Here is a 24,452-nt window from a genome sequence, read left to right as displayed (position 1 = left end):
GGTCCTCAGTGCGCGACGGCGGCAGCGGCCGCTTCGTCGATCAGGCGTCCGGTGCGGAAGCGATCGAGGGTGAAGGGAGCGGCGATCGGATGGGGTTCGCCCGTCGCCACCGTGTGGGCGAAGACGTGGCCCGAGCCCGGCGTCGCCTTGAAGCCGCCCGTGCCCCAGCCGCAATTGACGAACAGGCCTGATACCGGGGTCTTGGACAGGATGGGCGAGCGGTCGGGCGTGACGTCGACGATGCCGCCCCAGTTGCGCATCATGCGGGTGCGGCGCACCACCGGGAAGAGCTCGCAGATCGCATCCAGCGTGTGGGCCGCAATGTGCAGGCCGCCTGTCTGCGAATAGGAGACATACTGGTCGGTGCCGGCGCCGATGACGAGGTCGCCCTTGTCCGATTGCGACATATAGGCGTGCACGGTGTTGGACATCACCACGCAGGGCATGATCGGCTTGAGCGGTTCGGACACCAGCGCCTGCAGGGGATAGCTTTCCAGCGGCATACGCACGCCGGCCATGTCCATCACCACCGAGGTGTGGCCGGCGGCGACCACGCCGAGCTTCTTGGTGCGGATCGTACCCCTGGAGGTCTCCACCCCGGCGATGGCGCCGGAGGGATCGCGCAGGATGCCGGTGACCTCGCAGTTCTGGATGATGTCGACGCCCAGCGCGTCGGCAGCGCGGGCATAGCCCCAGGCCACCGCGTCGTGGCGGGCGACACCGCCGCGCCGCTGCAGAGCGGCGCCCATGATCGGGTAGCGGATGTCCTTGGAGATGTTGAGGATCGGGCAGAATTCCTTCGCCTCTTCCGGCGTCAGCCATTCATTGTCGATGCCCGCCAGGCGGTTGGCATGGATATGGCGCTTGAAGACCTGGATGTCGTGCACATTGTGCGCCAGCATCATCACGCCGCGGGCCGAATACATCACGTTGTAGTTCAGCACCTGGGACAGGTTCTGCCACAGCTTCATCGCGTGGTCGTAGAGCTTGCCGCTCTCCTCCCACAGATAGTTGGAGCGGATGATGGTGGTGTTGCGGCCGGTGTTGCCGCCACCCAGCCAGCCCTTTTCGAGCACGGCGATGTTGGTCATGCCGTGCTCGGCGGCCATGTAATAGGCAGTGGCGAGGCCATGCCCGCCGGCGCCGATGATGATGGCGTCGTAGCTGGCCTTCGGTTCGGGCGAGCGCCATTGCTCGGGCCAGTCCTGATGACCACGCAGCGCGTTGCGCGCCAGGGAAAAGACAGAAAACCGCACGTGTTGCCGCCCGTTGGATGGAGTCTTGAATGGCGCGACTATCATCATCCCGCCGATGACCAGTCTAGCACGGAAGCGACGCGCCTTTTGTCGCATTGGAAGAAATTGCACAAAAGGCCCTGTTCGCTAAGTCCTCAATAGGACGCATTTGGGATAGTATTTGACCATTGGGTCGCATCCCAATATCTCACATTTGTCAAATTACGACATTAAATGCGACATATGGTCGGGCCCACATCAGAATTCTTCAAAAAATGTCGCAATATCGTCCTGCCTCGTCGTTTCGGACAATGCGGTACAAACCGCCCCGCAACCGTCGCTTTTGACCATAATGGGCGCACAGATGCCCGATGCCATCACGAGGGCAAGCGCCCCATCCGGTGCGCTTTCCCGCCTCCGTCACGCTTCGTACCGCCGGCCCCCCGGCGGAGGTTCTAGGGAGAATCGCGTATGAATATCCGGCCGGATATCGGCGCCACGCATACCGTCGGCTTTCTGCTCACCCCGAATTTCTCGATGATCGCCTTCGCAGCGGCCGTGGAGGTTCTGCGCCTGACGAACTACGTCACCGGCGCAAAGGCCTTCGCCTGGCGGCTCTATTCACCGGACGGCCAGCCGATCGAGGCCTCGAACGGCGTGGCATTGGCGGTCGACGGTTCCTATGGCGATGTCGGGCCGATGCCGGAGATCATCGTGTGTTCCGGCATGGACGTGCAGAAATACGATCACGGCCCGCTGATCGCCAAGCTGCGCAAGCTCGCCTTCTACGGAGTCTCGATCGGTGCGGTGTGCACGGGCACCTATATCCTGGCCCGGGCCGGCCTGCTCGACGGCCATCGCTGCGCCATCCACTGGGAGAACTACGACAGCTTCCGCGAGGAATTCCCTGAGATCGACGCGACGCAGGAACTGTTCGAGATCGACCGCAACCGCTTCACCTGCGCAGGCGGCACCGCCTCGATCGACATGATGCTGGCGCTGATCACGGCCAAGAAGGGCGCCGTGATCGCTGCGCTCGTCACCGACGAGCTCATCCACCACCGCATGCGCGATTCCCATGAGCGCCAGCGCATGGAGCTGCGCGCACGTCTCGGCGTCTCCCATCCCAAGCTCCTCGCCGTGATCGGCGAGATGGACAAACGCCTCGAACGCCCGGTCTCCTGCGCCCAGCTCGCGCGCACGGTACGCCTGTCGCCGCGCCAGCTCGAGCGGCTGTTCCAGCGTTATCTCGACACTACGCCGACCCGCTATTATCTCGAAATGCGCCTCAACCGCGCCCGCCAGCTGCTGCGCCAGACCTCGATGCCGATCCTGTCGGTGGGCCTGGCCTGCGGCTTCGTCTCGGCCTCGCATTTCTCCAAATGCTATTCGGAGCATTTCGACCGCACGCCGTCCGAGGAACGCAAGGGCATGCGGGTCGAGCGCAACGTGGCGACAGCCATCGCCTGAGCCGCGGCTTCACAGCCAGATGGTCGGTCTCTCCGGCCGTGCGGCCACCGCTGCGATGCCGGTTGCTGTGTCGACTGCTGCCCACAGCATTGGCGGCAACCGACCGTTCCTGGCATGCGGCTGCCTGCCGATCCCGTCAATTCCCGCCCAGCAGCCCGGCGGCGATGTTGATCGCCAGGGCCAGGATGGTGGCGTTGAAGAAGAACGAGAACACCGCATGCGCGGCGACGATGCGGCGCATCAGCCGTGAGCGCAGATTGGTGTCGGATGTCGCCGAAGAAGCGCCGATCGCCACTGAGAAATAGACGAAGTCCCAATAATCCGGCGGCTCGGGATCACCACCGAAATCGAGGCTCGGCTTACCGGGCCGGCCACCGTCATTATAGTAGATATGGGCATAGTGGATGGCGAAGATGGTGTGGATGAAGAACCAGGAACAGACGATGGTCGCCACCATCAGCGGCAAGGACAGGCCGTCACCACCGGCGTGGTCCTTGGTCGCATGAAGCTCCATGATCACCCCGGCAAAGCTGAGAGCCGCGGCCAGCATCGACACGACCAGGATGATCACCGCCCCCTCGTCGAGGGAATCGGCCTTATGGGCGAAGCGCCCCGGCGGCAGGCGCGACAGCCTGTAGCTGACGATGACGACGAACAGCACGGTGGTCAGGCACCACCCGGCCAGCAGGCTTTCGAGCCAAGGCAGGCCCGGGATCGCCAGACCGAGCCCCATGCCGGCGACGAGACTCCAGAGCAGGACCGGCCTGGCGGTCAGCGGACGCAGGAAATGCCTCACCCCGGAAGCCTCGCTTGACGCCTCACTTGCGTCTGTCCGCGGTGAAGCGGGCGGCGGCACGCAGAACGTCCGCCTCCGCCCCGAAGCCGGCGAGCGCGGCGAGGGCGTCGCCAGTGAGACGCTCGAGTTCGGCCCGCGCCTTCTCCACGCCCCATAGGCCGACCAAGGTCGCCTTGCCGCGGCCGGCATCCTTGCCGGTGGCCTTGCCGAGTTCAGCCCTGGAGGCCTCGATGTCGAGAATGTCGTCGGCGATCTGGAAAGCCGCGCCCAGAGCGCGTCCATAGGACAGCAGGGTTTGATAGGTGGGCGCATCGGCGCGCCCGATTACGGCACCCATCTCCACCGCGCACGACAGGATCGCGCCCGTTTTCATCGCCTGGAGCTGGGCGATAGCCTGCGCCGAGAGCTCGGATGCTCCCTCGAAACGCCCTTCCGCTTCCAAGTCCAGCATCTGGCCGCCGGCCATGCCCGCGCCACCGGCGGCCTTGGCCAGCAGGCGGACCAATTCGGCCCGCATGGCTGCATCGGTGCCGGTGGCGGCATCCGCCAGGGTCTCGAAGGCCAGGGTCTGCAGGGCATCGCCCGCCAGGATGGCGGTGGCCTCGTCATAGGCCAGATGCAGCGTCGGCTTGCCGCGCCGCAATTCGTCGTCATCCATCGCCGGCAGATCGTCATGGGCGAGGCTGTAGACGTGCACCAGTTCGATCGCCGCACCGGCGCGCAGGGCCGTGGTTAGATCGCCCTTGAGGAGCCGCGCCGCCTCGACCACCAGGAAAGGGCGCAGCCGCTTGCCGCCGCCCAGCACCGCATAGCGCATCGCGCCCAGCAACCGCGCCGGCACCGGGGGCGTGGTGGCGACATCGAAGATCGTCACCAGCACATCTTCGATCTCACTGGCGACGGAAGCGAGGCGGTGATGGAAATCGACGGTCATGAACTGCTCATAAAAACTTTCCTCTCCCGGGGCCGGGAGAGGATGACGCAAGATTGTCGGGAAGCAGCCTATGCCGGCTGCGATGATGGAACGCGGAACGGGCCGCCGTGTTCCATCGATCGTCTCAACTGCCGCTGACGGGCTGGGCAGCGCGGCTCAGGCCAGATACTGCCCGCCATTGATGCTCAGCGTCGAGCCGGTGATATAGCCCGAATCGTCGGAACTCAGGAACACCACGGCGCGAGCGATTTCCTCGGGCTGGCCCAGGCGGCCGGTCGGGATCAGCGGCAGGATACGGGTTTCCAGCACCTTAGGGTCGATCGCCTGCACCATCTCCGTGCCGATATAGCCGGGAGCGATCACATTGGCCGTGATGCCCTTGGCCGCCCCTTCCAGGGCCAGAGCCTTGACGAAGCCGATATCGCCGGCCTTGGCGGCGGAATAATTGACCTGTCCGGCCTGTCCCTTCTGGCCGTTGATCGAGGAGATCACGATCACGCGGCCGAAACCGCGGTTGCGCATGCCCTCGATGACCGGGCGGGTCATGTTGAACAGGCTGTCGAGATTGGTACGGATGACGGCGGACCATTGGTCCTTGCTCATCTTGTGAAAGAAGCCGTCACGGGTGATGCCGGCATTGTTGACCAGGATGTCGACGGGGCCGAGATCCTTTTCCACCTGCGCCACCCCGGCGGCACAGGCATCGAAATCGCCGACGTCCCATTTATAGGTTGCAATGCCTGTTTCGGCCTTGAACTTGGCCGCTGCCTCGTCATTACCGGCATAGCTGGCGGCAACCGTGTGGCCGGCCGCCTTGAGCGCCTTGGAGATGGCTGCGCCGATGCCGCGCGTTCCGCCGGTGACGATTGCAACTCTGGTCATGGTGCCTCCTTGGTAACGATGGTGTTCTTCATTGGACTACAGCGTTTTGCGATTTGAGGGAGTGACCCGGAAGCGCAAAGACGCCCTGGCCAATCCGTTGGATCGGCCAGGAAACAAAGAGCTGGAGCAAATGAGCGTTCAGTCGTGAACGCGCTGTGCTCCAGGAAGTCACGAACCGGTATTCGCCCCTGAGGACCGGTCCGATACGTACCGCCCCTCCCCTGTGTGGAAAGGGGCCGAGACCGAGGACGTCCCCTGTTCCTCCGATGGAGGAACCGCCTTTCCACAAGCCTCCCGCGGTGCCTGGCATTCACCAGGCCGCGAGACGCTTGCGCATCGCCGTGAGCCGATCAGCGCTCGACGGTCAAAGCGATGCCCATGCCGCCGCCGATGCACAGCGTGGCAATGCCCTTCTTGCCGCCGCGGCGGGCGAGCTCATGCAGCAACGTCACCAGCACGCGGGCGCCGGAGGCACCGATCGGATGGCCGATGGCGATGGCGCCGCCATTGACGTTGACGATGGACGGATCCCAGCCCATGTCCTTGTTGACGGCGAGGGCCTGCGCCGCAAAGGCCTCGTTGGCCTCGACCAGATCGAGGTCCTTGACGCTCCAGCCCGCCTTTTCCAGCGCCTTGCGCGAAGCCGGGATCGGCCCCGTGCCCATGATGGCGGGATCGACGCCGGCGGTGGCCCAGGAGGCGATGCGGGCAAGCGGAGTGAGGCCGCGCTTCTCGGCATCCTTGGCGCTCATCAGCACCACGGCGGCCGCCCCGTCATTGATGCCGGAGGCATTGCCGGCGGTCACCGTGCCGTCCTTGCTGAACGCCGGGCGCAGCTTGGCCATGCCGTCGAGCGTAGCGCCATGGCGAGGATATTCGTCGGCATCCACGATGACGTCACCCTTGCGGCCGGGCACGGTGATCGCGACGATCTCGTCCTTGAAACGGCCTGCCTTCTGGGCGGCCTCTGCCTTGTTCTGCGAAGCGACGGCGAAGGCGTCCTGCTCCTCGCGGGTGAGCTGCCAGCGAGCCGCGATGTTCTCTGCGGTCGTGCCCATGTGATAGCCCTGGAAGGCATCGATAAGGCCGTCCTTGAGCATGGAATCCAGGAACTTCACATCACCCATCTTGGCGCCAGCGCGCAGATGCGCGACATGCGGGGCGAGCGACATCGATTCCTGGCCGCCGGCCACGATGACGGAGGCATCGCCATTGGCGATCTGCTGCAGGCCGAGGCCGACGGCGCGCAGGCCCGAGCCGCAGAGCTGGTTGAGGCCGAAGGCGGTCTTTTCCTGGGGCACACCGGCCGCCATCGCTGCCTGGCGGGCCGGATTCTGGCCGCCGCCGGCGCTCAGGACCTGGCCGAGGATGACCTCGTCGACCTCGCCGGCCTCTACCTTGGCGCGAGCCAGCGCTTCCTTGACGGCTGCCGCACCGAGCGTGTGGGCCGGCGTTGCTGCGAAGGCGCCGTTGAAGGAGCCGACCGGCGTGCGCGCGGCGCTGACGATGACGACATCACTCATGGCAATTTCACTCCTCTAGTGTTCCGTTCTGCGACGGCCCGGCGGACCAACTCTTTCAGAAGCAGACTTTCCCTGCTTCATCCTCGCAGGGATGAAGCAGGGAAAGTCTGCGAATCCTCCAAGTCCTTCAGATTGCGGTCGAGCCGACCACACGCCCGCTCAACCACCATCTGCCTGGGCATATGGGACGCTTGGCGCGCCGCCGTCAATGCGCCAGGTGAGTTTACCGCGCTTGCACAAAGATGTTTTCGCGACCGCGAAAAGAGCCTAGATTTGTCAGACCGTGGGGGTGATCATCCTTCCGGAAGAGCGATTCCGGAACGGGGTACCGTCGTCGGACGGGAAGCCGCCGCGGCGACCCGGGATGGTTCGGAATTTCCAGGCTTGTGCAGGCGAGCTCGTTCGGAAATTCTGCAGGGCAGGGACGAGCGTAAGGGGCAGTAGGATGGCGAAAGCTAAAGAGCCGACCACGATCAAGAAATACGCCAACCGGCGCCTCTACAACACGGGTACCTCGACCTATGTCACGCTCGAAGATCTCGGCGCCATGGTCAAAGCCGGCGAAGATTTCGTGGTCCACGATGCCAAGACCAACGAGGACATCACCCGCCAGGTGCTCACCCAGATCATCTTCGAGCAGGAGAACAAGGGCCAGAACCTGCTGCCGATCACTTTCCTGCGCCAGTTGATCCGCTTCTACGGCGACAGCATGCAGGCACTGGTGCCGAGCTTCCTCGAATTTTCCATCGACAATCTCACGCGGGACCAGCAGAAGCTGCGCGAGCAGATGACTCAGCATCTTACCAGCGGCTGGGGCCAGGCGCCCTGGGTCAATGGCGGTTTCGGTGCGCTCGAGGAGCAGGCCCGCAACAATATGGCCGCTTTCCAGCGCGCCTTCCGCCTGTTCTCGCCTTTCACCCAGCCCGACAGCGAGGATGTGAAGGAACCGGCCGCAACCGCAACTTCCAAGAGCAGCGACGACCTCGACACGCTCAAGAAGGAGCTGGCGGAGATGAAGTCGCGCCTCGATCGCATCAGCGACGATAAAAAATGAGCGCCGCTCGCCTTCTCCTGTAAGGGGAGAAGGCAGGTTGCCTCTCAAGTTCCGGTCAGTGCCATCGGGGCCTGGCGGCCGGCATCGCGCAGCCGCGGCAGTTCCAGCCGAAGCGAGCCCGCCGCCGTCCCCATCACACGGCTGCAGCCCCAGGTCACCAGCTGGCGGGCAACGATCTCGTCATCCACCCATTCGGCCGCCATGTCGAGACCTTGTCGTGCACCGGTCTCGATCAGGCTGCGCAGCGCGAAACGGCCCTGCGCAACCTGGCCGGCCATTTCGACCAGCACGCCGTTGAGCGTCACCTGGCGGACCTCGAGAGCCTGGAGTTCGGCGAAGTCGAGATGGCCTCCGCCGAAGCCACCAATGCCGAGCCGGGCGCCGGAGGCGCGGATTGCGCGGCAGTAGCGCCCATTATTGTCGAGATCGGCCTTGGCCAGCGCCTCGTCAAGCTCGATGGTCAAGCGCTCGAAACTGTCGCCCGGGCCCCGGCGCGGATCGACGACGACCGGCAGGGGCAGGATCAGCTCGACGCCGGGATGGCGGTCGAGCACCGCGCCGGCCAGGTCCACCAGCCGCAGGGCGAGCCGGCGGACGAGGGCGCGGTCGCAGGCCGGGGTCAGCCAGGCCGGTTGCAGGGACGCCGGTTGCAGGGACGCCGGCTGCAGCGTGGCAGAAGCCGATGTTGCGCCATTGCCGGGCATACGGATGAAGGCGCGGGCCCGGAAAGCCTGGCGGCCCGCCGCCTGAGCCGCCAGCACCGGCTCGAAACCGAGGAAGACGCGGTCTTCGTTGAGCGCCAGCGCCAGGCGCTGCGCCGCATTTGCCGATGCGGCCTGGTGATCGCCTTCCGCGAAGATCGCGATGCCGCCCGGCGTTTCGCGCTCGCAGCGGTCGAGGGCCTGCTGCGCCGCGTGCAGGGCCGTCCCCGCAGTCTCCGCAGAGGGCGCGATGTGAACGGCGCCGATCGAGATCGTGGGCCGGATCATGCCGGCCTCTGCCTCCACGATGACGCGGTCGATCGCGAGCTGGAAGCGTTCCGCCGCTGCCCTGATGTCCTCGGCCCGGCAGCCGGGCAGCATCACGGCGAACTTGCCGTCCGCAATGCTGGTGAGGCTGTCGCCGATGCGCAGCACGCCACGCAATCCGCGCATCACCTGGGCGCAGACGCGGTCCGCCACCACGGCGCCGAAGGCACCATGAAGGGCGCCGAGCTGGTCGATGGTGGCCAGGAACAGCCCGGCCTGCCGTCCCGCCGCACAGGCATCGGCCAGGGCGGCGGCGAAAACACGATCATGAATGCCGATCACCGTGTGGGCCGATGTCGCCGTCTCGTCTTCCGGGCATTCGGCCACGACACGCACCATGCCGCGCGCGACCACGGGGCGCCCGTCCGGCCCGGCGAACCAGCGTCCGCGATCCTCGATCCAGCGCTTCCGGCCAGCCGCATGCGGGCGGTAGCTATAGCGCAGGCAATAGGGCGCGCCCTCCGTCGTTCCCCCATGCGGGCTCTGCAGGATGGCCTCGTGCCGGCCGCCAGGCCGGTCGAGATCGATCAGGCGGGCAAAGGCCCTGCCATCGGCGATGTCGGCTGCGGCCCGCACGCCGAGCACGGTGGACGCTCCGGCTCCCCAGGCGAGACGGTCGGTCTCCAGGCACCATTCGTAGCTGGCCTGGCCAAGGGCACCGAGAAGGGTGCCGGGATCGAGGATCGGCTGGTCGACACAGGTGCCGGAGGCCGGCACGGCACTATCATACATGCTTCGCGTCCTGCGCCCGCTGCATTGGGCGTAAAAGGGGAAGCAAGAACAATGCCGTGGAATGATTAATAGCTCGGAAAGACGGCCCCAGAATTACACGCTGCCGGCCACCATGGCGCGGATCACCACGCGCAGCAGGCGGGCAAGGCGCTGGTCGAGTTCGAGGCGGTTGGCATCCCGATCCGCTGCGATGGCCGCCGGGTCGATGAAGCGGTGCAGGGCATCGCCAAGAAAGGCGATCAGCCTCTCGTTCGAGCGCGCCCGGAAGAGTTCGATGGATCGCCCTTCGTCGACGACGCGTTCGATCAGGCTGCGGATGCGGCGGCGATGCTTGCGCACCACGGCACGGTTCTCGCCGATCGCCGACAGCCAGGCGGCATAGAGATTGGGCTCCTGGTCGAGGCGCTCGCGATAGAGGCGCGCCAGCAGCAGCATCATGCGCTCGAGCTTGTCGTCGGCCGGGTCGGGCGCGTCGGCGACCACGGCGAGCTGGGTCTCCACCGCCTTGTGCCAGTCGGCGGTGACGGCGTCGATCAGCGCGTCCTTGGAGGCGAAATAGCGATAGACCGCGGCATGGCTGACCTGGGCCTCGCGGGCGACCGCCACCACGGACGTGCGCTCCAGCCCGTGCTTGCGCACGTGATCGGTGGCAATGTCCAAAAGCCGCGCGCCGGTCGGTTCGCTCTTGCCGCCCATCTCCTACCTCCCCGCGGGCTCAGCCATCCACCAGGGACGTCTTGGGCGGCGCCCGATGCGGCTGGGCGAGATAAGCCTCCGAACGCATTTCGATCAGGCGCGAAATGGTGCGCTGGAATTCGAAGCCCTCGCGTCCCTCCTGATAGGGATAGATCCCGGTTGGCTCCGTCGCCGCGGAGGCGACCAGCTTGGCACCGCGATCATAGAGGCAGTCGATGACCAGGATGAAACGCTTGGCTTCGTTGCGCTGCTCCTGCTTGAGCACCGGGATGTCGTCGATCAGCAACGTGTGGAAATGCTCGGCAAGGGCGAGATAGTCGGCCGAGCCCAGGGGCTGGCCGCAGAGTTCGGCGAAGGAGAAACGGGCGACGCCCATGGCGGCCTGCGGCACCTTCAGGGCACGGCCCTTGACGGTCAGCACCAGCGGCAGGCCCTCTTTCCTACCCGTAAGGCGCTCGAAGGCTGCATCCATCCCGGCGCGGACCTGCGGCCCGCTGCCGACCAGATAGGTCTCCCCGCCCGAAAGCTTCTCGAGGCGATAATCCGTGCGCGCCTCCAGCTTCACCACCTCCATATGCTGCTGCAGCAGGCCGATGAAGGGCAGGAAGAGGGCGCGGTTCAGGCCGTCCTCATAGAGCCGGTCGGGCACCACATTGGAGGTAGCGACCACCACCACGCCATGCGCGAACAGCTGCGTGAAGAGGCGCCCGAGGATCATGGCATCGGCAATGTCGGTGACGGAAAATTCGTCGAAGCACAGAAGCCTGGCTTCCCTGGCCAGCACCTCGGCCACCGGGCCGATCGGATCGTCGCCCTTGACCCGCCCGGCGCGGATCTCGCTGCGATAGTGGAAGATGCGCTCATGCACGTCGTTCATGAAGGCGTTGAAATGCACGCGGCGATGGCTGATCCCGGCCGGCACCGCTTCGTGAAACAGGTCCATCAGCATGGTCTTGCCACGCCCGACCTCGCCCCAGATATAGAGGCCTTTCGGCACCGGCTTGGGTTTGGCCCGCCCGAACAGCCAGCCGAAGGCGCCGGACTTGCCTGTCGCCGACATCTCACCCAATCCATCCAGGACGGTCTGCAGGCGGGCGAGGACAACCTCCTGGGCTGCGTCGCGTTCAAGTCCGCCGGCGGCGACGAGGGCAAGGTAGCGGTCGAGCAGGGAAGTCGGGGCGGGTGCGTGCAAGGAAATGTCCCGTATCGTCGGTTTCTATTTGGGCGCTCGGTGGCCTTAACTATCTGACTTATGGCGAAAGAGACACCGGCCTTTGTCAGGCCCGGCTCGATCCGGGCATCCAGTTGACCTGGTTTCATTGTCAAGCCCGGCGATGACAGGGACAGGAAGCTTCGATCAAACCCGCGCCGGCGGGGCATGCGGCACCATCTCATAGGGCGGCTTCCAGCCCGGCATGGCCGCGATGCGGGCGCGCCAGGCCAGGATGTTGGGATAGGCCGAAAGCGCCAGGCCCGTCTCCTCCTCGAAGAAGACATAGCCGGCCAGGGACAGGTCGGCGATGGTCAGGCGATCCGCCACCAGGAAATCCCGGCCAGCCAGATGCTTGTCGACGATGGCAAAGGCAGACTTGGCTCGCCCGCGCAGGAATTCGGTAACCGGACTCTCGCCGCTCTTCTGTAGGCCGACGATGAAGCGCAGGGTGGCGTAGTAGCTGGTGAATTTGTGGTTGTCGAACAGCATCCAGCGCAGGATCTCGCGCCGTTCGTCGGCATTGTCTGCGCCGAAGCGGCCGGTTTGCTCCGCGAGGTAGTCGAGAATCACGCCCGACTGGCTCAGCACCTTGCCGTCATGCAGCAGCACCGGCGCTTCGCCCATCTCGTTGACCGCGCGGAAATCGTCGGTGCGGGTCTCGCCATTGAAGAAATCGACCGGCAGGCGCTGCCACGGCGTGCCGGTCAGGGCCAGCATCAGCGCCACCTTGTAGCAATTGCCCGATTCACCAAAGGCGTAGAGCTTGTAGTCGGCCATGCGGATCTCCTCGTCGCGGCCAGTCGTCGCGGCCAGTCATAGACAATAGAGCTGCAATGGCATAGGCCCGGCACGCAGGTGTGCCGCGCCGCCACGATAATGGCGGCGCCGACCGTGTTGACATCCGGCCCCCTCGTCGCTAGAACCCCGCATCTTTCGAATTTGGGAGCTCTTGCGTCTTCTCGCGTGCTCCAACCTGAGGCACGAGTACCATGAAGATCCGCAATTCGCTCAAGTCGCTGCGCACGCGCCATCGCGACAATCAGCTGGTCCGCCGCAAGGGCCGCGTCTACATCATCAACAAGACCCAGAAGCGCTACAAGGCCCGCCAGGGCTGATTTTGCGCCGATTTATCGGGTCTGCCGCGTTTGAACCCGGCCGCAGCGATGCGGCCGGGTTTTTGTCTTTGAATCCGCCACAATCTCGCGCCACTATCCCGGCATGAGGATCGCGATTCTGGCCCTGATCGGCATGCTTGCCGCCCCTGCCATCGCCCTGGCCGAGACCCGGCCGGCCGGCGATCCCGAGCTCGACCGCCTCTATGAGCGCCTTGCCAAGGCCCAGTCGGAAAAGGAAGCCGACAACATCGCGCTCGCCATCGAGCGCGTGGAGCTGCGCTCGGGCAGCGACACCACCGACCTCCTGATGGACCGGGCGCTGACGGCGATCAAGGCCTCGAATACCGACAAGGCCATCAAGATCCTCAATGCCGTGATCCATCTCAGGCCCGATTACGCCGAGGCCTGGAACAAGCGGGCCACCGCCTATTTCCTGAAAAAGGACTATGCCCGCTCGATCGCCGACGTCGCCGAGACGCTGCGGCGCAATCCGCGCGAATATGGCGCCTGGAACGGCCTGGCCATGATGCTGGTCGACCTGGGCGACAAGAAGAATGCCTATGAAGCGCTCAAACATGCCCTGGCGATCAATCCTCACATTGCCGGCGCCCGCAAGATGATGGACGAACTCAAGCCCGAGGTCGAAGGGCGCGATATCTAAGTCCGGGCCGGCGGGCTGGAGATCGCCCTTCCCTGTTCCTGCGCCATCACCGCAAGGCCCGTGGCCCGAAGCCTGCCATCCCGGGGGACTTTCGACCCGATTGCAAAACGGCTAGAAGCATATTTCCTACCGGTATCAGCACGCCAAAGGCCGCGATTGACCCTCTTTCTGCTCTTCATCGGCATTCTCCTCCTTGCCCATGTGCTCGGAGCCATCCAGGCCACCGCTGTCATCGCCGCCCGCATCGCTGCAGAAAATCCGCCCGAAGGCGTATTCGCGCCCGTGCCCGGCGGACGGCTGCATCTGATCGATCTCGGTGCCGGTCATGGCAGCGAGAAGCTGCCGGTGCTGCTGCTGCATGGCGCCACCTCCAATGCCCGCGACATCGTCTTCGGCATCGGCGAGGACCTGGCACGCCAGCGTCGCGTGATCGCGGTGGACCGGCCGGGGCATGGCTGGAGCGACCGGCCGAACGGCCGCGGCGATGCCGCCACCGCGGCACAGGCCAAGCTGGTGATGGCAGCCCTGGATGCGCACGGCGTGGACCGCTTCATCGTAGTCGGCCATTCCCTGGCCGGCTCCCTCGCCACGCTGCTGGCCGTCGAATACAAGGATCGGGTTGCCGGCCTGGTGGTGCTGGCCGGAGCCACCCATCCCTGGCCGGGTGGCATCAACTGGTATTACCGCCTCGCCGCCCTGCCGGTGCTCGGGCGGCTCTTCGTGCACACCGTGATGACCCCGGTTGGCAGCTGGGGCCTGAAGAAGTCGGTCGACGACTCCTTCAGGCCGGGCGAGGCGCCGACCGATTATGTCCGCAAGGCCAGCGCCGCGCTGGTACTGCGGCCAAACGAGTTCCGCTGGAACGGGCAGGATGTCGCCGTCCTCAAGGCCTGCCTGACGGCCCAGTCTTCCCGCTATCATGAGATCACCGTCCCCACCGCCATCGTCGCCGATCCGGCCGATCATGTGGTGTCGACCAGCATCCATGCCGAGGCGCTGCATCGGCAGGTGCAGGGGTCCCGCCTGGTCCTGGTTCCCGGTGGCGGCCATCAGATCCACTACACGGCCAAGAAAATGGTGCTGGAGGCGATCGGTAGCGTCGCCCAGGCAGCCGACGAGCGCGACTCGATGCGGCAAGCCGCACAATAGTTAGCTGACTATTTAAAAACAGCTCGAAAGTGCGACTTCACAAAGATGCCGACATGGCCCAGCGGGGTCGGGCGAACGATCACCCGTCTTTGGCGGCTTTCGGCAGGACATTGAGATTTGGAGCCATTGAATCAAAAAGTTAGCCGGCAATATTATTGCCGGCTAACTTGTCTATGAAACTATCGCGACGCAGCCATCAGGCCCCTTCGCCACCATCCGCGCCGATCACGGCGATACGCACCATATTGGTCGCGCCCGGCGTGCCGAAGGGAATGCCCGCCATGATCAGCACGCGCTGGCCGGTCTGCGCGAAACCGTCTTGCGAGGCATGGCGGCAGGCGCGATCGACCATGTCGCCGATGTCGCGGGCATCGTCGGTCAGCACGGCATGGACACCCCAGACCAAAGCGAGGCGGCGCGCCGTGCCGACATTGGGCGTCAGCGCCAGCAGGGGCTTCTCGGCACGTTCGCGAGCGATGCGGATGCCGGTCGAACCCGAGGCCGTCCAGGCGATCAGGGCGGCGAGATCGAGCGTTTCGGAGATGGTGCGCGCGGCCGCTGCAATGGCGTCGGCGCCGGTCTGCTCGGGTTCGCTGCGCTGGGCGTTGATGATGGTACGGTGCAGGACGTCGCGCTCCACCTCCTCGGCGATGCGGTTCATGGTCGCGACCGCCTCGCGCGGGAATTCGCCGGCAGCGCTCTCGGCCGAAAGCATCACGGCATCGGCGCCCTCATAGACGGCCGTCGCCACGTCCGACACTTCGGCGCGCGTCGGCACGGGCGAGGTGATCATCGATTCCAGCATCTGGGTCGCCACCACGACCGGCTTGCCGAGCTTGCGCGCACCGCGCACGATGCGCTTCTGCAGGCCGGGCACCTTTTCGAGCGGCAGTTCGACACCGAGGTCGCCGCGCGCCACCATCAGGGCGTCGGAGGCCTCGAAGATCTCGTCGAGACGCAGGATCGCCTGGGGCTTTTCAATCTTCGACATCACCAGGGCGCGGCCCTGGATGATCTCGCGCGCCTCCAGGATGTCCTCGGGACGCTGCACGAAGGAGAGAGCCACGATGTCGACGCCGGCGCCGAGCCCGGCCTCCAGATCGGCATGGTCCTTGGGCGTCATCGCCGAGACGGCGATCTCGGTATCGGGCAGCGAAACGCCCTTGCGGTTCGACATCTTGCCGCCGACGATGACCTCGGTGACGGCGCGGTCGCCGGTCGCCTCGGTGGTCTTCAGCCGCACCTTGCCGTCATCGAGCAGCAGGGTATGGCCGGGCCGCAGGGCGGACAGGATTTCCGGATGGGGCAGGTAGACACGGCTGGCATCGCCGGGCGTCGGGTCCGAATCGAGGGTAAAGCTGGTCCCATTGGCCAGTTGCACAGCGCCACCGGCGAATTCGCCGATCCGCAGCTTGGGGCCCTGAAGGTCGAGCAGGATGCCGATCGGCCGGCCGCATTCCTTCTCGACGTCACGAATCAGGCCCACCATTTCGCGCATGCGGTCATGCGAGGTGTGGCTCATATTGATGCGGAACAGGTCTGCACCGGCGCGAAACAAATGGGCGATCATCTCCCGCGACGACGAGGCAGGACCCAAGGTGGCGAGAATTTTTACTTTTCGCTGGCGTCGCATACGACTGTTTCTTTCTTATCTTGGTTTTTTGCGCGGATCTCGTGGCGCTGACACAGCGCATCCGCAAGGATGAGATGGCACTCTAGTCCGATTTTCACGCCAGTTAAGTGACATAAATGCCACGCTGGCCCGCTAATTCGCCCCCTAGCGTTTTGCGATCGAGCGGAATCACCTCGAATCGCAAAGACGCGTCCCCTGAACGAATGCGGTTCACTTAAGCGCTATGTTTTTGTTCGATCTTCGTCATTGCCGGGCTTGACCCGGCAATCCAGCCTGGATCTCCGCGTTGCGCGTGTGGCTTCTGGATAGCCCGGTCAAGCCCGGCTATGACAATTGGGAGCGGCTCCTCCTTCAATGGACTGCATTGGTGCCCTGAACGGGCTTGGCTCTAGGGTGCCGAGGGTGGTCGCTCGGGCGGCAGAGGGGGCGCGGGCGTGGTTGGTGTCCCTTCCGCAGGGGGAGGACCGTCGGCACCGGGCTGCGGCGGCGCCGCGTCCTGAGGCGGATTGGCCGGGGCGGGCGGGCTCACTGCTGGCGGGTTCGGCGACTCCCCGGCGGGCTGCGCAGGTGCGGCAGGAGCCGGCACATCCTGCGGCGTCATCGGCGACGGCGCCGCGGGCGAGACCACCGGCGGCGTGGTCACGGCCGGCGGATTGGCCGGGGCGGGCGCCGCGCCGGAGGCGGGTGGGACAGCCGGTGCCGGGGCGGCCGGAGCCGAAGGCCCTTGCGCAGGAGGCGTGTCGGCCGGAGCGTTCGATTTGGGCTTCGCCCCGTTCTGGGCCTGCTCGGAAAGCTGGACCGTCCAGGCCTTCTGTTCGCTGGTGTCGATCTCGAAAAAGCCGGTACGGTTATAGCCACGCGCCAGGCAGTTCTCGAAACCGCGAATGGTGAATTCCTTGTCGCGCGAGCACATGAAGGCGTTGCCGCTCCATTCCCCGCCCTGGTCGTAATCGACCGCATAGACATAGTAGAACCGTGCCGCCAGCGGGCCCTTCAGGATGGACTCGCAACTGCGCGCCGCGACATTCCACCAGCCCTCGGTGAGCCAGCCCTGCTTGTCGCGATAGCCGACGGCAACCCCCACCCGGCTGGAGGTGTTGTTGCACAGGCGGAAATCAGCCATGGCCGGGCCGGCGGCGAACAAGGATGCCAGGCAGGTCACGGCCGCGGCGAGCGGGAGGCGAAGAGAGGAAGAGATCATCCGGAGCGATTCGGCCTTGGGAGCCCTCTTGATACCGTTTCGTTCGGACGCAAGAAAGGCGGCAAGAAGGCGTAGACCGCGGTTGCCACCATTGATTTCTGCCTCGGCTCCATTCTCAGGCCGGCCGTGGGCGCGAAACCCAGATGCCGGCGATGATGACCAGGCCGCCGAGCGCCTGCAGCAGGGAGACCGGTTCGTCCAGGACCAGCCAGCCGAGCGCTGCCGCCGCCACAGCCTCCAGGAAGATCACCAGCGAGGAAAACACCACCGGCAGCGAGCCGAGCGCGACCGACAGCAGCCCCTGCCCGCCGGCATGGCTGACCCAGGCCAGCGCGATCAGCACGAGCCAGCCGGCCGCCCCTGCCGGCAGGAAGCGCTGCCCCAGGCTCTGGGTCGCCCATAGCGCCGCCACGGCCAGGATCACCACGGTCACCACCGACATATAGAAGGTGAGCCGCGCAGCGCGGTGGCGCAGCCTCGCCTTCTCCACGGCCAGGAAATAGGCGCCGAAGAAGAGTCCCGTCACCCCGGCAAAACCGTCGCCGATGAGATGGTCCGGGGCAAAACCAAGAGACTGGACGACGAGGGCCAGTCCGCCCAGCAGACACAGGCCGAGGCCGATCATCGCGGCGCGGCTCGCCCTGCGCCGATAGACCAGCCAGCCGAGGATCACCACCCACAAGGGCGCCATGGTGGCAAAGAAAGTCGCATTGGCCACCGTGGTATTGGTGATGGCGAGGTGCCAGAAGAAGAGGTCGGCGGCGAAGAACACACCGGTGGCAATCACAGGCAGGGAGAAGGCCGGGCCGGTATCGGGCGTATCGGCCTTGCTTTCCTCGATCCGCATCCAGGCATAGAGCACCGGCAGGGCCAGCAGCACGCGGTAGAAGGCGCTGGCGAAAGGCCCGACATCCGTCAGCCGCACCAGGATCGGCGAAATGCCCATCGCCATGGCCCCGGCGATCAGCGCGGCGAAAGCAGGCCAGAAGGCGCTTCGCGCCGGGGCCGCGGATTGGACTGCAGAGCTCATCGGAAGAAGTTCCTGGCAGGTCACGCATGCGAACCGGCTTATCCGCATCCGCTCGAATTCGCGGATGAGGAAGGTGCATTGGCGGTGGCGCCGGCTCAGGCTCGTCTTTATGCTGCCTCATCCGATCCCACAATATCCGTGCCTTTGGTCAGTACCCCCTTGCAGTCCGATTTTTCGCCTATCGAAAGGCTGGATGGCCAGCCCGACTCGGGTCTCATCCTGCTCTGCGACCACGCCTCCAACGTCCTGCCCGCCGACTATGGCACGCTGGGCCTGCCGCCGGCACAGCTCGAACGCCATATCGGCTATGACATCGGGGCGCGGGCGGTTACGCACGCTTTGTCGGCACGGCTGCGGGCCCCCGCCTTGCTCACCCGCTTCTCGCGCCTGCTGATCGATCCCAATCGCGGCGCCGACGACCCCACTTTGGTGATGCGCCTGTCCGACGGCGCCCTGGTGCCCGGCAATGCCCGCGCCGACCATGCCGAGATCGCCCGGCGGATCGAGCGTTTCCACCGGCCCTATCACCGGGCGATCGGCGAGTTGGTGAACGAGAAGCTCGCCCGCGGCATCGTGCCGGTGCTGTTTTCGGTGCATTCCTTCACGCCGGTCTGGCGCGGGGTGCCGCGCCCCTGGCACGTCACCCTGCTCTGGGACAAGGATCCGCGCATCGCCAGGCCGTTGATCGAGGCCTTCAAGCGCGACCCTGCCCTGGTGGTGGGCGACAACGAGCCCTATGACGGTGCCCTGGAAGGCGACACCCTCTACCAGCACGCCACGCTGCGCGGCCTGCCCCACGCCCTGATCGAATTGCGCCAGGACCTCATCGGCACCCAGGAGGGTGCGGAGGACTGGGCAGATCGCATCGCACACGCCCTCTCGCCCCTGATCATCGATCCCGCCATCCGGCGCATCGAACATTGGGGATCGCGCACCGGGCCTCAGCTCCAGCCCTCGGATCGATGACGGTGGCTGTGGCAAGAGGTACCCGGCGATCCCTGTCGCGGCCTTCCGCAAGGCAGGTGAGGAAATCCCTAACCTTTATCGGAAACCTTCAAGGCGGTTTTCGAGGCGCCTTTGCGATTCTCGGCGGTTCCGCCAAATCGCAGAACGCTCTGGGACTTGACCCGACTCGGCTTTATCAGCCACATCCGCCCCCAAATTTGTCTCAGGAGTAAGCAATGACGGACGCAACCTCGGTCGCCGCAGACCAGCTCAAGTCGATCATCGAGCGCATCGAGCGCCTCGAAGAGGACAAGAAGGCGATCGCCGACGACATCAAGGAAGTCTATGGCGAGGCCAAGGCCAACGGCTTCGATGTCACCATCCTGCGCAAGATCGTGTCCCTGCGCAAAAAGCCGGCCGCCGAACGCGCCGAGGAAGATGCCATCCTGGAGCTGTATCTCCAGGCCCTCGGCATGGAGTAAGGCTTCGTCCGTCCATAAGCGGATCGAGTCGGCTCGACCTTTGTCATTGCCGGGCTTGCCCCGGCAATGCAGCTCCTTTCCATGCAGCGAAGACGGGCCGCTCGATGCCCGCTGGCCTGCAGCCTCAATTGTTGCGCGTCGTCACCCAATAACGGGGCCCGGGACCGAGACGGCCGGCGCGGTCGTCCGGATTGGCGAGCTGGCAGAATTCCAGCGACAGGCATCCGCAGCTGATGCAGCGCGTGAGGCCATTCTTCAGCCGCTGAAGCTCGGCGATCCTGGCATCGATCCGCTCGGTCCAGGGCTGGGACAGTTGCGCCCAATCCTCGCCACCCGGCACGTGATCGCTGGGTAACCGGGCGAGCTCCTCCCCGATCTCCTCCAAGGTCATGCCCAGGCGCTGGGCGAAGACGATGAAGGCGATGCGCCTGAGCGTCGAACGCGCAAAGCGCCGATGTCCCGAACCGGCCCGTTCGGCCCGGATCAGACCGCGCTCCTCGTAATAACGCAGGGCTGACGCCGCCACGCCCGATCGGCGCGAAATCTGATTGATGGTGAGGGTGGGATCCATGCCGGCATGAAAGCATATTTATTGCTTGATCTCAAGTTCACTTGAACTTGTAGAAAGACTCCTGCCTTGCATGGAGACTGGCTTCGATGACGATTCGAGCGATCGACCGACACGCCAAGCGATTGGAAATCACGGAGCGTTCCTGCCTTCGGCGCCTTGAGCCGAAAGACCATGGGAGGCCGGCATGAACAGGCAGCCGCTCCGCCTGGGCCTGATCTATGGCAGCAGCCGCCACGGCCGCTTCTGCGACACCATCGGCCAATGGGCCCATTCGCGGATTGCCCACACCCGGCAGTTCGACATCGACATCGTCGATCCCCAGCAGATCGATCTTGCAGCCTTGCTGCATCAGGAGGATTGCCCGGCGAGGCAGGCACTGCGCCGCCGGCTGGCCGACGCCGATTGCTTCGTCCTGGTGACGCCGGAATACAATCACGGCTATACGGCCGCCGCCAAGCTGATCATCGACGCGGCCGGCCGCGAATGGGCGGAAAAGCCGATCGCATTCGTCTCCTATGGCGGCATTTCGGGCGGGTTGCGGGCCATCGAGCAATTGAGGCTGGTCTTCGGCGAGCTGCATGCGATCGCCCTGCGCGACAGCGTGAGCCTCGCCAATGCCTGGCGGGCGATCGACGCCGAGGGCCGCCTCATGCCCGGCCCGGAAACTTGCCAGGCCATGGAGGTCATGATCGGGCAGTTGCAGCGCTGGGCAGGCGCGCTCAGGCAGATCCGGCAGGTGGATGCCACCATGGCCTCGGCCCAAACCCGATAGGCTTCAGCCGTGCTGGAACGGTCCGGCACCCGCCTGCCGCAATTGCAGCCCGTTCAGGGCGAGCCAGCGCTCGACCTCGAGGGCCGTGACCTGCCCGATGCCACGTTCGGCCAGCAGTTCATCCCACGAATAGGCCGTTGCGATCGCCGTCAGGTTGCGGGCGCGCTGCGCCAGCGTGCGCCCGCCCTTATGGGCATGGCGCCCCTGCAGGAGCTGATCCAGAGCCCGCCGTCTCAAGCGCATGGCTTTACTCCGTCGGTGGTTGAAGGCTGGTTTCAGGCGTGCAGGCGCGGAAAGCCGTGCCGCTCGGCCAGAAGGTCCAGAATGCGCTGGGTCGGCTTGACGAAGGCGACCTCTCCGAAGCGCTCCGCATCGTCGGGAACCGGTCCCTCCGCCAGGATCAAAGCCGGCAGGGACTGGTTGGCCTCGCCCAGTTCGGCGATCACCGCCCGGCGCGGCCGGGCGAAGGGTACGCGCTCGATGTCGAGCTGGCCGGCGAGTTCCGGAAAGCTCGCCAGAACGCCCTCGATCTGGTTGCTGTGCGGGCAGACGAAGCGCTGGCCCGGATGGTTGGGATCCTCAAATCCCGGTTCGAGCAGAAAGAGCTTGTCTCGGCTGCGGGCCATGTCCTGCCTCCCGTCAATTGGTATCGGCGCGCACCGGCGTCGCGCGCTTCTCGACGCGATCGTAGAACACGTCGCCTTGGGGATTCTGGAAATAGCCGGTGACGCCCTTTGCGAGCACGACCTCGTCGCTGTCCTGCAGGACCACGACATAGGGTGAGCTCTTCTGGATCTTGCGCTGCAGTTCCTCGTAGAGCGCGATGCGCCTGGCCGGATCGCGTTCCCTGACGGCTGCGGCCGTCTCGTCGCTCAGCTCGGGGATCACCCAGCCCGCCTGCTTGGCGATGGTGTTACGCTTGTTGTCCCTGTTGACGGCGAACGCGCTGGCATTGGAGTGCGGGTCGAAATAGTCGGGGCCCCAATAGCGCAGGGTCACCTCATACTGGCCGGAGCGCGCCTTGGCGAAGATCTCGCTGCTCACACCCGGCTGGATGTCGAGCGTGAGGCCAGCCTGGCCGAAGGTCTGCTGCAGGGATTGGGCGATGGTGAGGAAGAGCGGCTCGTTGAAGACGGGGAAACTGATCCTGGTCGGGCCGATGCCGGCGTCAGCCAGGATCTTCCTGGCCTTGGCGACATCGAGCTTGTAGGGGGTATCGCCCAAGGCGCCCGGGAATCCCGCGGGCAGGAAGGCCTGGTGCACGCGATACTGCCCGCGCAGCAAATTCCTGGCGATGCCCTCATAGTCGACGAGATAGCGCGCCGCTTCCCAGAAAGCCGGATTGCCGAGGGTCGGATTGGCCTTGGTATTGATCAGGAGATATTCGAGCCGCGCCGACGGCGTCGCATAGATGCTGACCTGGCTCTTGTCCCTGAGCGTCTCGACCTGGTCGGTGCCAAGCCCGCGGGCGATGTCGGCATCGCCCTGCTCCACCAGCAGGCGGCGGGCCGCCGGATCGGGGACATTGCGGAAGACGAGCCCCTGCAGCTTGGGGCCGCCGCCGGGCGAAGTGGGGTTCGCGTCCAGCACCAACGCTTCATGCGCAGTGTAACTGTTGATCTTGAAGGCGCCGCTGCCGGCCGAATGTGACTTCAGCCAGCCATTGCCGAAATCGCCATTGCTGGCCTGCGGCGCCAGCACGGCCTCGTCGAGCACCGAGGCGACGTTGGCCGTCAAAATGGCCAGCACGAAGGACGGACCGACATCGGCCTGCCAGCTCAGCCTGACCTTGCCGTCATCGACCTTGCTGATGGCGGCATCGACATTGTCGGCGGTCCAGCCAAGTTCGTTCAGGATGAAGGCCGGCGCCTTGTTGAGCTTCACGGCCCGGGTCAGGGAGAAGATCACGTCTTCCGGCCGCACCGGATTGCCGGAGGCGAATTTGGCGTCCTTGTCCAGCGTGAAGGTCAGGCTCTTGCCGTCGGCACCCGCTTCCCAGCTCGAGGCCAGCGCCGGCTTGATCGCGGCGCTCTCGTCGCGATCGGCCTGCACCAGGCGCTGATAGAGCGCGTTGGCCACCTGCCCCGTCGTCGATTCGAAAGCCTCGGCCGGATCGAAGCTGGTGACGTCGTCGATGGATTGCGCCACTATCGCGATGCCCGGCGGTGTTTCCGCGAAGGCTGCGGGTGCCTGCAGCGTGAGGGCGAGGGCCGTAAAGCCGAGAAGTCCGATCCTGCTTCGCATGCCGCCTGCTCCGAATTCAGAGAAATGGGCCGTGTTTCAATCGGTATGGCGGAATAATGACAGGGAATGGAGCTTGGTCAAGATTATTATATAAAAATTATGGACTAAGTGTATTTATGAATTAAGTTCGCCTTCCGGATACTCCTGCAACGAGGCAAGCGATGACGACACCGGCTTCCCCATCCCTGGTTACGGCGGAATGGCTTCTCGAAAACCTGGACAACCCCAAGGTGCGGATCTTCGAGGTCAGCGTCGATCCCACCGTCTATGAGCGCGGCCATATCCCCGGGGCCGTCAATCTCGACTGGCATCGCGACCTGGTCGATACCGTCAACCGCGACATCGCCTCGCGCGAGAAGCTGCAGGACACCCTGCGCAAGGCGGGCGTCGAGGACGACACCACCGTGATCGTCTATGGCGACAACAACAATTGGTTCGCCGCCTGGGGCGTATGGGTGCTCGACGTCTACGGCTTCGGCGAGCGCGCCAAGCTGGTGGATGGCGGCCGCAAGCTCTGGGAGGCCCGCGGCCTCGCCCTCACCGCCGACGTGCCTGATTTTGCCACCTCGGCGCTGACGCTGCCCGATCGCAACGAGGCCCTGCGCGCCCGGCTTCCCGACGTGCTCGGCTTTGCCCAGGGCCAGGTCGACGGCCAGCTGGTCGACATCCGCTCGCCCGACGAATATGCCGGCAAGATCTTCGCCCCCGAGGGCGTGAAGGAACTCGCGATCCGGGCCGGCCACGTACCGGGCGCCGAGAACGTGCCCTGGGCCACCATCGTCAACGAGGATGGCACCTACAAACCCGTCGAGGAGATCCGCGGCATCTATGCCGCCAAGGGCATCGACGGAACCAGGCCGATCATCACCTATTGCCGCATCGGCGAGCGTTCGAGCCATAGCTGGTTCGCCCTTAAGCGCCTGCTCGGCTACGACGCCCGCAACTATGACGGCTCCTGGACCGAATATGGCAATGCCGTCGGCGTCCCCGTCGACAATCCGTCGGGCACGATCTGGCTGGGCAAGTAGGCTTTCGGAGCGCGGACTTCCAGTCCGCTCTTCCTTTCCACAAACGCCGCAACCGCGG

Annotated in this window: 24 protein-coding genes and 1 pseudogene; 9 read left to right on the top strand and 16 right to left on the bottom strand. The window is 65.2% G+C overall.

The window, feature by feature from the left end:
• Nucleotides 1-5 precede the first annotated feature (5 nt).
• The gene (locus ACTJKX_RS10055) at nucleotides 6-1,256 is read right to left on the bottom strand and encodes a sarcosine oxidase subunit beta family protein (RefSeq protein WP_367623467.1); all 1,251 of its coding nucleotides are present in this window, start codon (nucleotides 1,254-1,256) and stop codon (nucleotides 6-8) included.
• A gap of 450 nt (nucleotides 1,257-1,706) precedes the next feature.
• Here ACTJKX_RS10055 and ACTJKX_RS10050 point away from each other — a divergent pair, with 450 nt between their 5' ends.
• The gene (locus ACTJKX_RS10050; RefSeq protein ID WP_082979449.1) at nucleotides 1,707-2,705 is read left to right on the top strand and encodes a GlxA family transcriptional regulator; all 999 of its coding nucleotides are present in this window, start codon (nucleotides 1,707-1,709) and stop codon (nucleotides 2,703-2,705) included.
• A 136-nt stretch (nucleotides 2,706-2,841) separates the two neighbouring features.
• On the opposite strand, the gene ACTJKX_RS10045 is transcribed toward ACTJKX_RS10050, so the two are convergent.
• From ACTJKX_RS10045 to ACTJKX_RS10030, 4 genes are all read right to left on the bottom strand, one after another.
• Nucleotides 2,842-3,501, bottom strand: a complete 660-nt coding sequence (locus ACTJKX_RS10045) for a DUF1345 domain-containing protein (protein WP_440725179.1) — start codon at nucleotides 3,499-3,501, stop codon at nucleotides 2,842-2,844.
• Between the two features lie 22 nt (nucleotides 3,502-3,523).
• Nucleotides 3,524-4,435 carry a polyprenyl synthetase family protein gene (locus ACTJKX_RS10040; protein WP_440725178.1) on the bottom strand — a complete coding sequence of 304 codons (912 nt, stop codon included), beginning with the start codon at nucleotides 4,433-4,435 and terminating at the stop codon, nucleotides 3,524-3,526.
• A 156-nt stretch (nucleotides 4,436-4,591) separates the two neighbouring features.
• The gene (gene phbB / locus ACTJKX_RS10035) at nucleotides 4,592-5,317 is read right to left on the bottom strand and encodes an acetoacetyl-CoA reductase (RefSeq protein ID WP_311933990.1); all 726 of its coding nucleotides are present in this window, start codon (nucleotides 5,315-5,317) and stop codon (nucleotides 4,592-4,594) included.
• 350 nt (nucleotides 5,318-5,667) lie between these two features.
• On the bottom strand, nucleotides 5,668-6,840 hold the full coding sequence (locus tag ACTJKX_RS10030; RefSeq protein ID WP_068283243.1) for an acetyl-CoA C-acetyltransferase: 1,173 nt from the start codon (nucleotides 6,838-6,840) through the stop codon (nucleotides 5,668-5,670).
• A gap of 445 nt (nucleotides 6,841-7,285) precedes the next feature.
• Here ACTJKX_RS10030 and phaR point away from each other — a divergent pair, with 445 nt between their 5' ends.
• Nucleotides 7,286-7,894, top strand: coding sequence for a polyhydroxyalkanoate synthesis repressor PhaR (gene phaR / locus ACTJKX_RS10025; protein WP_394310840.1), 609 nt, complete (start codon nucleotides 7,286-7,288; stop codon nucleotides 7,892-7,894).
• A gap of 44 nt (nucleotides 7,895-7,938) precedes the next feature.
• Here the strand turns inward: phaR and ACTJKX_RS10020 are convergent, their stop codons facing one another.
• The 4 genes from ACTJKX_RS10020 to ACTJKX_RS10005 form a co-directional block, all read right to left on the bottom strand.
• On the bottom strand, nucleotides 7,939-9,654 hold the full coding sequence (locus ACTJKX_RS10020; RefSeq protein ID WP_440725177.1) for a bifunctional diguanylate cyclase/phosphodiesterase: 1,716 nt from the start codon (nucleotides 9,652-9,654) through the stop codon (nucleotides 7,939-7,941).
• Between the two features lie 93 nt (nucleotides 9,655-9,747).
• Nucleotides 9,748-10,350 carry a TetR/AcrR family transcriptional regulator gene (locus ACTJKX_RS10015; RefSeq protein WP_311933993.1) on the bottom strand — a complete coding sequence of 201 codons (603 nt, stop codon included), beginning with the start codon at nucleotides 10,348-10,350 and terminating at the stop codon, nucleotides 9,748-9,750.
• Nucleotides 10,351-10,369: 19 nt separating this feature from the next.
• Nucleotides 10,370-11,548, bottom strand: a complete 1,179-nt coding sequence (zapE, locus tag ACTJKX_RS10010) for a cell division protein ZapE (protein WP_440725365.1) — start codon at nucleotides 11,546-11,548, stop codon at nucleotides 10,370-10,372.
• Nucleotides 11,549-11,707: 159 nt separating this feature from the next.
• Nucleotides 11,708-12,340: a glutathione S-transferase family protein gene (locus tag ACTJKX_RS10005; protein ID WP_311933994.1), complete on the bottom strand. Its 633-nt coding sequence runs from the start codon at nucleotides 12,338-12,340 to the stop codon at nucleotides 11,708-11,710.
• Between the two features lie 212 nt (nucleotides 12,341-12,552).
• Here ACTJKX_RS10005 and ykgO point away from each other — a divergent pair, with 212 nt between their 5' ends.
• From ykgO to ACTJKX_RS09990, 3 genes are all read left to right on the top strand, one after another.
• Nucleotides 12,553-12,678, top strand: coding sequence for a type B 50S ribosomal protein L36 (gene ykgO, locus ACTJKX_RS10000; protein ID WP_068283257.1), 126 nt, complete (start codon nucleotides 12,553-12,555; stop codon nucleotides 12,676-12,678).
• 103 nt (nucleotides 12,679-12,781) lie between these two features.
• Nucleotides 12,782-13,339 carry a tetratricopeptide repeat protein gene (locus ACTJKX_RS09995; RefSeq protein ID WP_440725176.1) on the top strand — a complete coding sequence of 186 codons (558 nt, stop codon included), beginning with the start codon at nucleotides 12,782-12,784 and terminating at the stop codon, nucleotides 13,337-13,339.
• A 156-nt stretch (nucleotides 13,340-13,495) separates the two neighbouring features.
• Complete coding sequence (locus ACTJKX_RS09990) at nucleotides 13,496-14,488, top strand: alpha/beta fold hydrolase (RefSeq protein WP_440725175.1); 993 nt, start codon at nucleotides 13,496-13,498, stop codon at nucleotides 14,486-14,488.
• A 196-nt stretch (nucleotides 14,489-14,684) separates the two neighbouring features.
• Here the strand turns inward: ACTJKX_RS09990 and pyk are convergent, their stop codons facing one another.
• From pyk to ACTJKX_RS09975, 3 genes and pseudogenes are all read right to left on the bottom strand, one after another.
• On the bottom strand, nucleotides 14,685-16,121 hold the full coding sequence (gene pyk / locus ACTJKX_RS09985) for a pyruvate kinase (protein WP_311933998.1): 1,437 nt from the start codon (nucleotides 16,119-16,121) through the stop codon (nucleotides 14,685-14,687).
• A 631-nt stretch (nucleotides 16,122-16,752) separates the two neighbouring features.
• A pseudogene (locus ACTJKX_RS09980) lies at nucleotides 16,753-17,322 on the bottom strand (DUF1036 domain-containing protein); the annotation flags it as partial.
• A 115-nt stretch (nucleotides 17,323-17,437) separates the two neighbouring features.
• Nucleotides 17,438-18,352 (bottom strand): DMT family transporter, encoded by a 915-nt coding sequence (locus ACTJKX_RS09975; protein ID WP_440725174.1) that lies wholly within the window; start codon nucleotides 18,350-18,352, stop codon nucleotides 17,438-17,440.
• 138 nt (nucleotides 18,353-18,490) lie between these two features.
• On the opposite strand from ACTJKX_RS09975, the gene ACTJKX_RS09970 reads away from it, so the two are divergent.
• Both ACTJKX_RS09970 and ACTJKX_RS09965 read left to right on the top strand, forming a co-directional pair.
• On the top strand, nucleotides 18,491-19,318 hold the full coding sequence (locus ACTJKX_RS09970; RefSeq protein ID WP_394310832.1) for an N-formylglutamate amidohydrolase: 828 nt from the start codon (nucleotides 18,491-18,493) through the stop codon (nucleotides 19,316-19,318).
• Nucleotides 19,319-19,533: 215 nt separating this feature from the next.
• Nucleotides 19,534-19,779: a DUF2312 domain-containing protein gene (locus tag ACTJKX_RS09965; RefSeq protein WP_068283279.1), complete on the top strand. Its 246-nt coding sequence runs from the start codon at nucleotides 19,534-19,536 to the stop codon at nucleotides 19,777-19,779.
• 124 nt (nucleotides 19,780-19,903) lie between these two features.
• Here the strand turns inward: ACTJKX_RS09965 and soxR are convergent, their stop codons facing one another.
• The gene (gene soxR / locus ACTJKX_RS09960) at nucleotides 19,904-20,350 is read right to left on the bottom strand and encodes a redox-sensitive transcriptional activator SoxR (RefSeq protein ID WP_440725173.1); all 447 of its coding nucleotides are present in this window, start codon (nucleotides 20,348-20,350) and stop codon (nucleotides 19,904-19,906) included.
• Nucleotides 20,351-20,534: 184 nt separating this feature from the next.
• Between soxR and ACTJKX_RS09955 the strand changes: the two genes are divergently transcribed.
• Complete coding sequence (locus tag ACTJKX_RS09955) at nucleotides 20,535-21,122, top strand: NADPH-dependent FMN reductase (RefSeq protein ID WP_440725172.1); 588 nt, start codon at nucleotides 20,535-20,537, stop codon at nucleotides 21,120-21,122.
• 3 nt (nucleotides 21,123-21,125) lie between these two features.
• Here ACTJKX_RS09955 and ACTJKX_RS09950 read toward each other — a convergent pair whose 3' ends face one another.
• From ACTJKX_RS09950 to ACTJKX_RS09940, 3 genes are read right to left on the bottom strand one after another with little or no spacing between them, the layout of a single operon-like run.
• Nucleotides 21,126-21,365 (bottom strand): hypothetical protein, encoded by a 240-nt coding sequence (locus ACTJKX_RS09950; protein ID WP_440725171.1) that lies wholly within the window; start codon nucleotides 21,363-21,365, stop codon nucleotides 21,126-21,128.
• A 32-nt stretch (nucleotides 21,366-21,397) separates the two neighbouring features.
• Entirely contained in the window at nucleotides 21,398-21,748 is a 351-nt protein-coding gene (locus ACTJKX_RS09945) for a DUF3088 domain-containing protein (RefSeq protein WP_311934003.1), read from the bottom strand.
• Between the two features lie 13 nt (nucleotides 21,749-21,761).
• Nucleotides 21,762-23,366 (bottom strand): ABC transporter substrate-binding protein, encoded by a 1,605-nt coding sequence (locus ACTJKX_RS09940; RefSeq protein ID WP_440725170.1) that lies wholly within the window; start codon nucleotides 23,364-23,366, stop codon nucleotides 21,762-21,764.
• Between the two features lie 161 nt (nucleotides 23,367-23,527).
• Here ACTJKX_RS09940 and ACTJKX_RS09935 point away from each other — a divergent pair, with 161 nt between their 5' ends.
• Entirely contained in the window at nucleotides 23,528-24,394 is an 867-nt protein-coding gene (locus ACTJKX_RS09935; RefSeq protein WP_311934005.1) for a sulfurtransferase, read from the top strand.
• Nucleotides 24,395-24,452: the final 58 nt, after the last annotated feature.

The sequence above is a fragment of the Labrys sp. 22185 genome (assembly GCF_052045555.1).
Taxonomy (GTDB): domain Bacteria; phylum Pseudomonadota; class Alphaproteobacteria; order Rhizobiales; family Labraceae; genus Labrys; species Labrys neptuniae.
This window is presented reverse-complemented; position numbering and strand designations above follow the sequence as displayed.

Coding starts and splice junctions, on each gene's coding strand:
- ACTJKX_RS09995 (WP_440725176.1), top strand. CDS start 12,782: ATGAGGATCGCGATTCTGGCCCTGATCGGCATGCTTGCCGCCCCTGCC.
- ACTJKX_RS10020 (WP_440725177.1), bottom strand. CDS start 9,654: ATGTATGATAGTGCCGTGCCGGCCTCCGGCACCTGTGTCGACCAGCCG.
- ACTJKX_RS09950 (WP_440725171.1), bottom strand. CDS start 21,365: ATGCGCTTGAGACGGCGGGCTCTGGATCAGCTCCTGCAGGGGCGCCAT.
- ACTJKX_RS09940 (WP_440725170.1), bottom strand. CDS start 23,366: ATGCGAAGCAGGATCGGACTTCTCGGCTTTACGGCCCTCGCCCTCACG.
- ACTJKX_RS10015 (WP_311933993.1), bottom strand. CDS start 10,350: ATGGGCGGCAAGAGCGAACCGACCGGCGCGCGGCTTTTGGACATTGCC.
- ACTJKX_RS09955 (WP_440725172.1), top strand. CDS start 20,535: ATGAACAGGCAGCCGCTCCGCCTGGGCCTGATCTATGGCAGCAGCCGC.
- ACTJKX_RS10030 (WP_068283243.1), bottom strand. CDS start 6,840: ATGAGTGATGTCGTCATCGTCAGCGCCGCGCGCACGCCGGTCGGCTCC.
- soxR (WP_440725173.1), bottom strand. CDS start 20,350: ATGGATCCCACCCTCACCATCAATCAGATTTCGCGCCGATCGGGCGTG.
- phbB (WP_311933990.1), bottom strand. CDS start 5,317: ATGACCAGAGTTGCAATCGTCACCGGCGGAACGCGCGGCATCGGCGCA.
- ACTJKX_RS10005 (WP_311933994.1), bottom strand. CDS start 12,340: ATGGCCGACTACAAGCTCTACGCCTTTGGTGAATCGGGCAATTGCTAC.
- ACTJKX_RS10040 (WP_440725178.1), bottom strand. CDS start 4,435: ATGACCGTCGATTTCCATCACCGCCTCGCTTCCGTCGCCAGTGAGATC.
- ACTJKX_RS09935 (WP_311934005.1), top strand. CDS start 23,528: ATGACGACACCGGCTTCCCCATCCCTGGTTACGGCGGAATGGCTTCTC.
- ykgO (WP_068283257.1), top strand. CDS start 12,553: ATGAAGATCCGCAATTCGCTCAAGTCGCTGCGCACGCGCCATCGCGAC.
- pyk (WP_311933998.1), bottom strand. CDS start 16,121: ATGCGACGCCAGCGAAAAGTAAAAATTCTCGCCACCTTGGGTCCTGCC.
- ACTJKX_RS09965 (WP_068283279.1), top strand. CDS start 19,534: ATGACGGACGCAACCTCGGTCGCCGCAGACCAGCTCAAGTCGATCATC.
- ACTJKX_RS10050 (WP_082979449.1), top strand. CDS start 1,707: ATGAATATCCGGCCGGATATCGGCGCCACGCATACCGTCGGCTTTCTG.
- phaR (WP_394310840.1), top strand. CDS start 7,286: ATGGCGAAAGCTAAAGAGCCGACCACGATCAAGAAATACGCCAACCGG.
- ACTJKX_RS09975 (WP_440725174.1), bottom strand. CDS start 18,352: ATGAGCTCTGCAGTCCAATCCGCGGCCCCGGCGCGAAGCGCCTTCTGG.
- ACTJKX_RS09945 (WP_311934003.1), bottom strand. CDS start 21,748: ATGGCCCGCAGCCGAGACAAGCTCTTTCTGCTCGAACCGGGATTTGAG.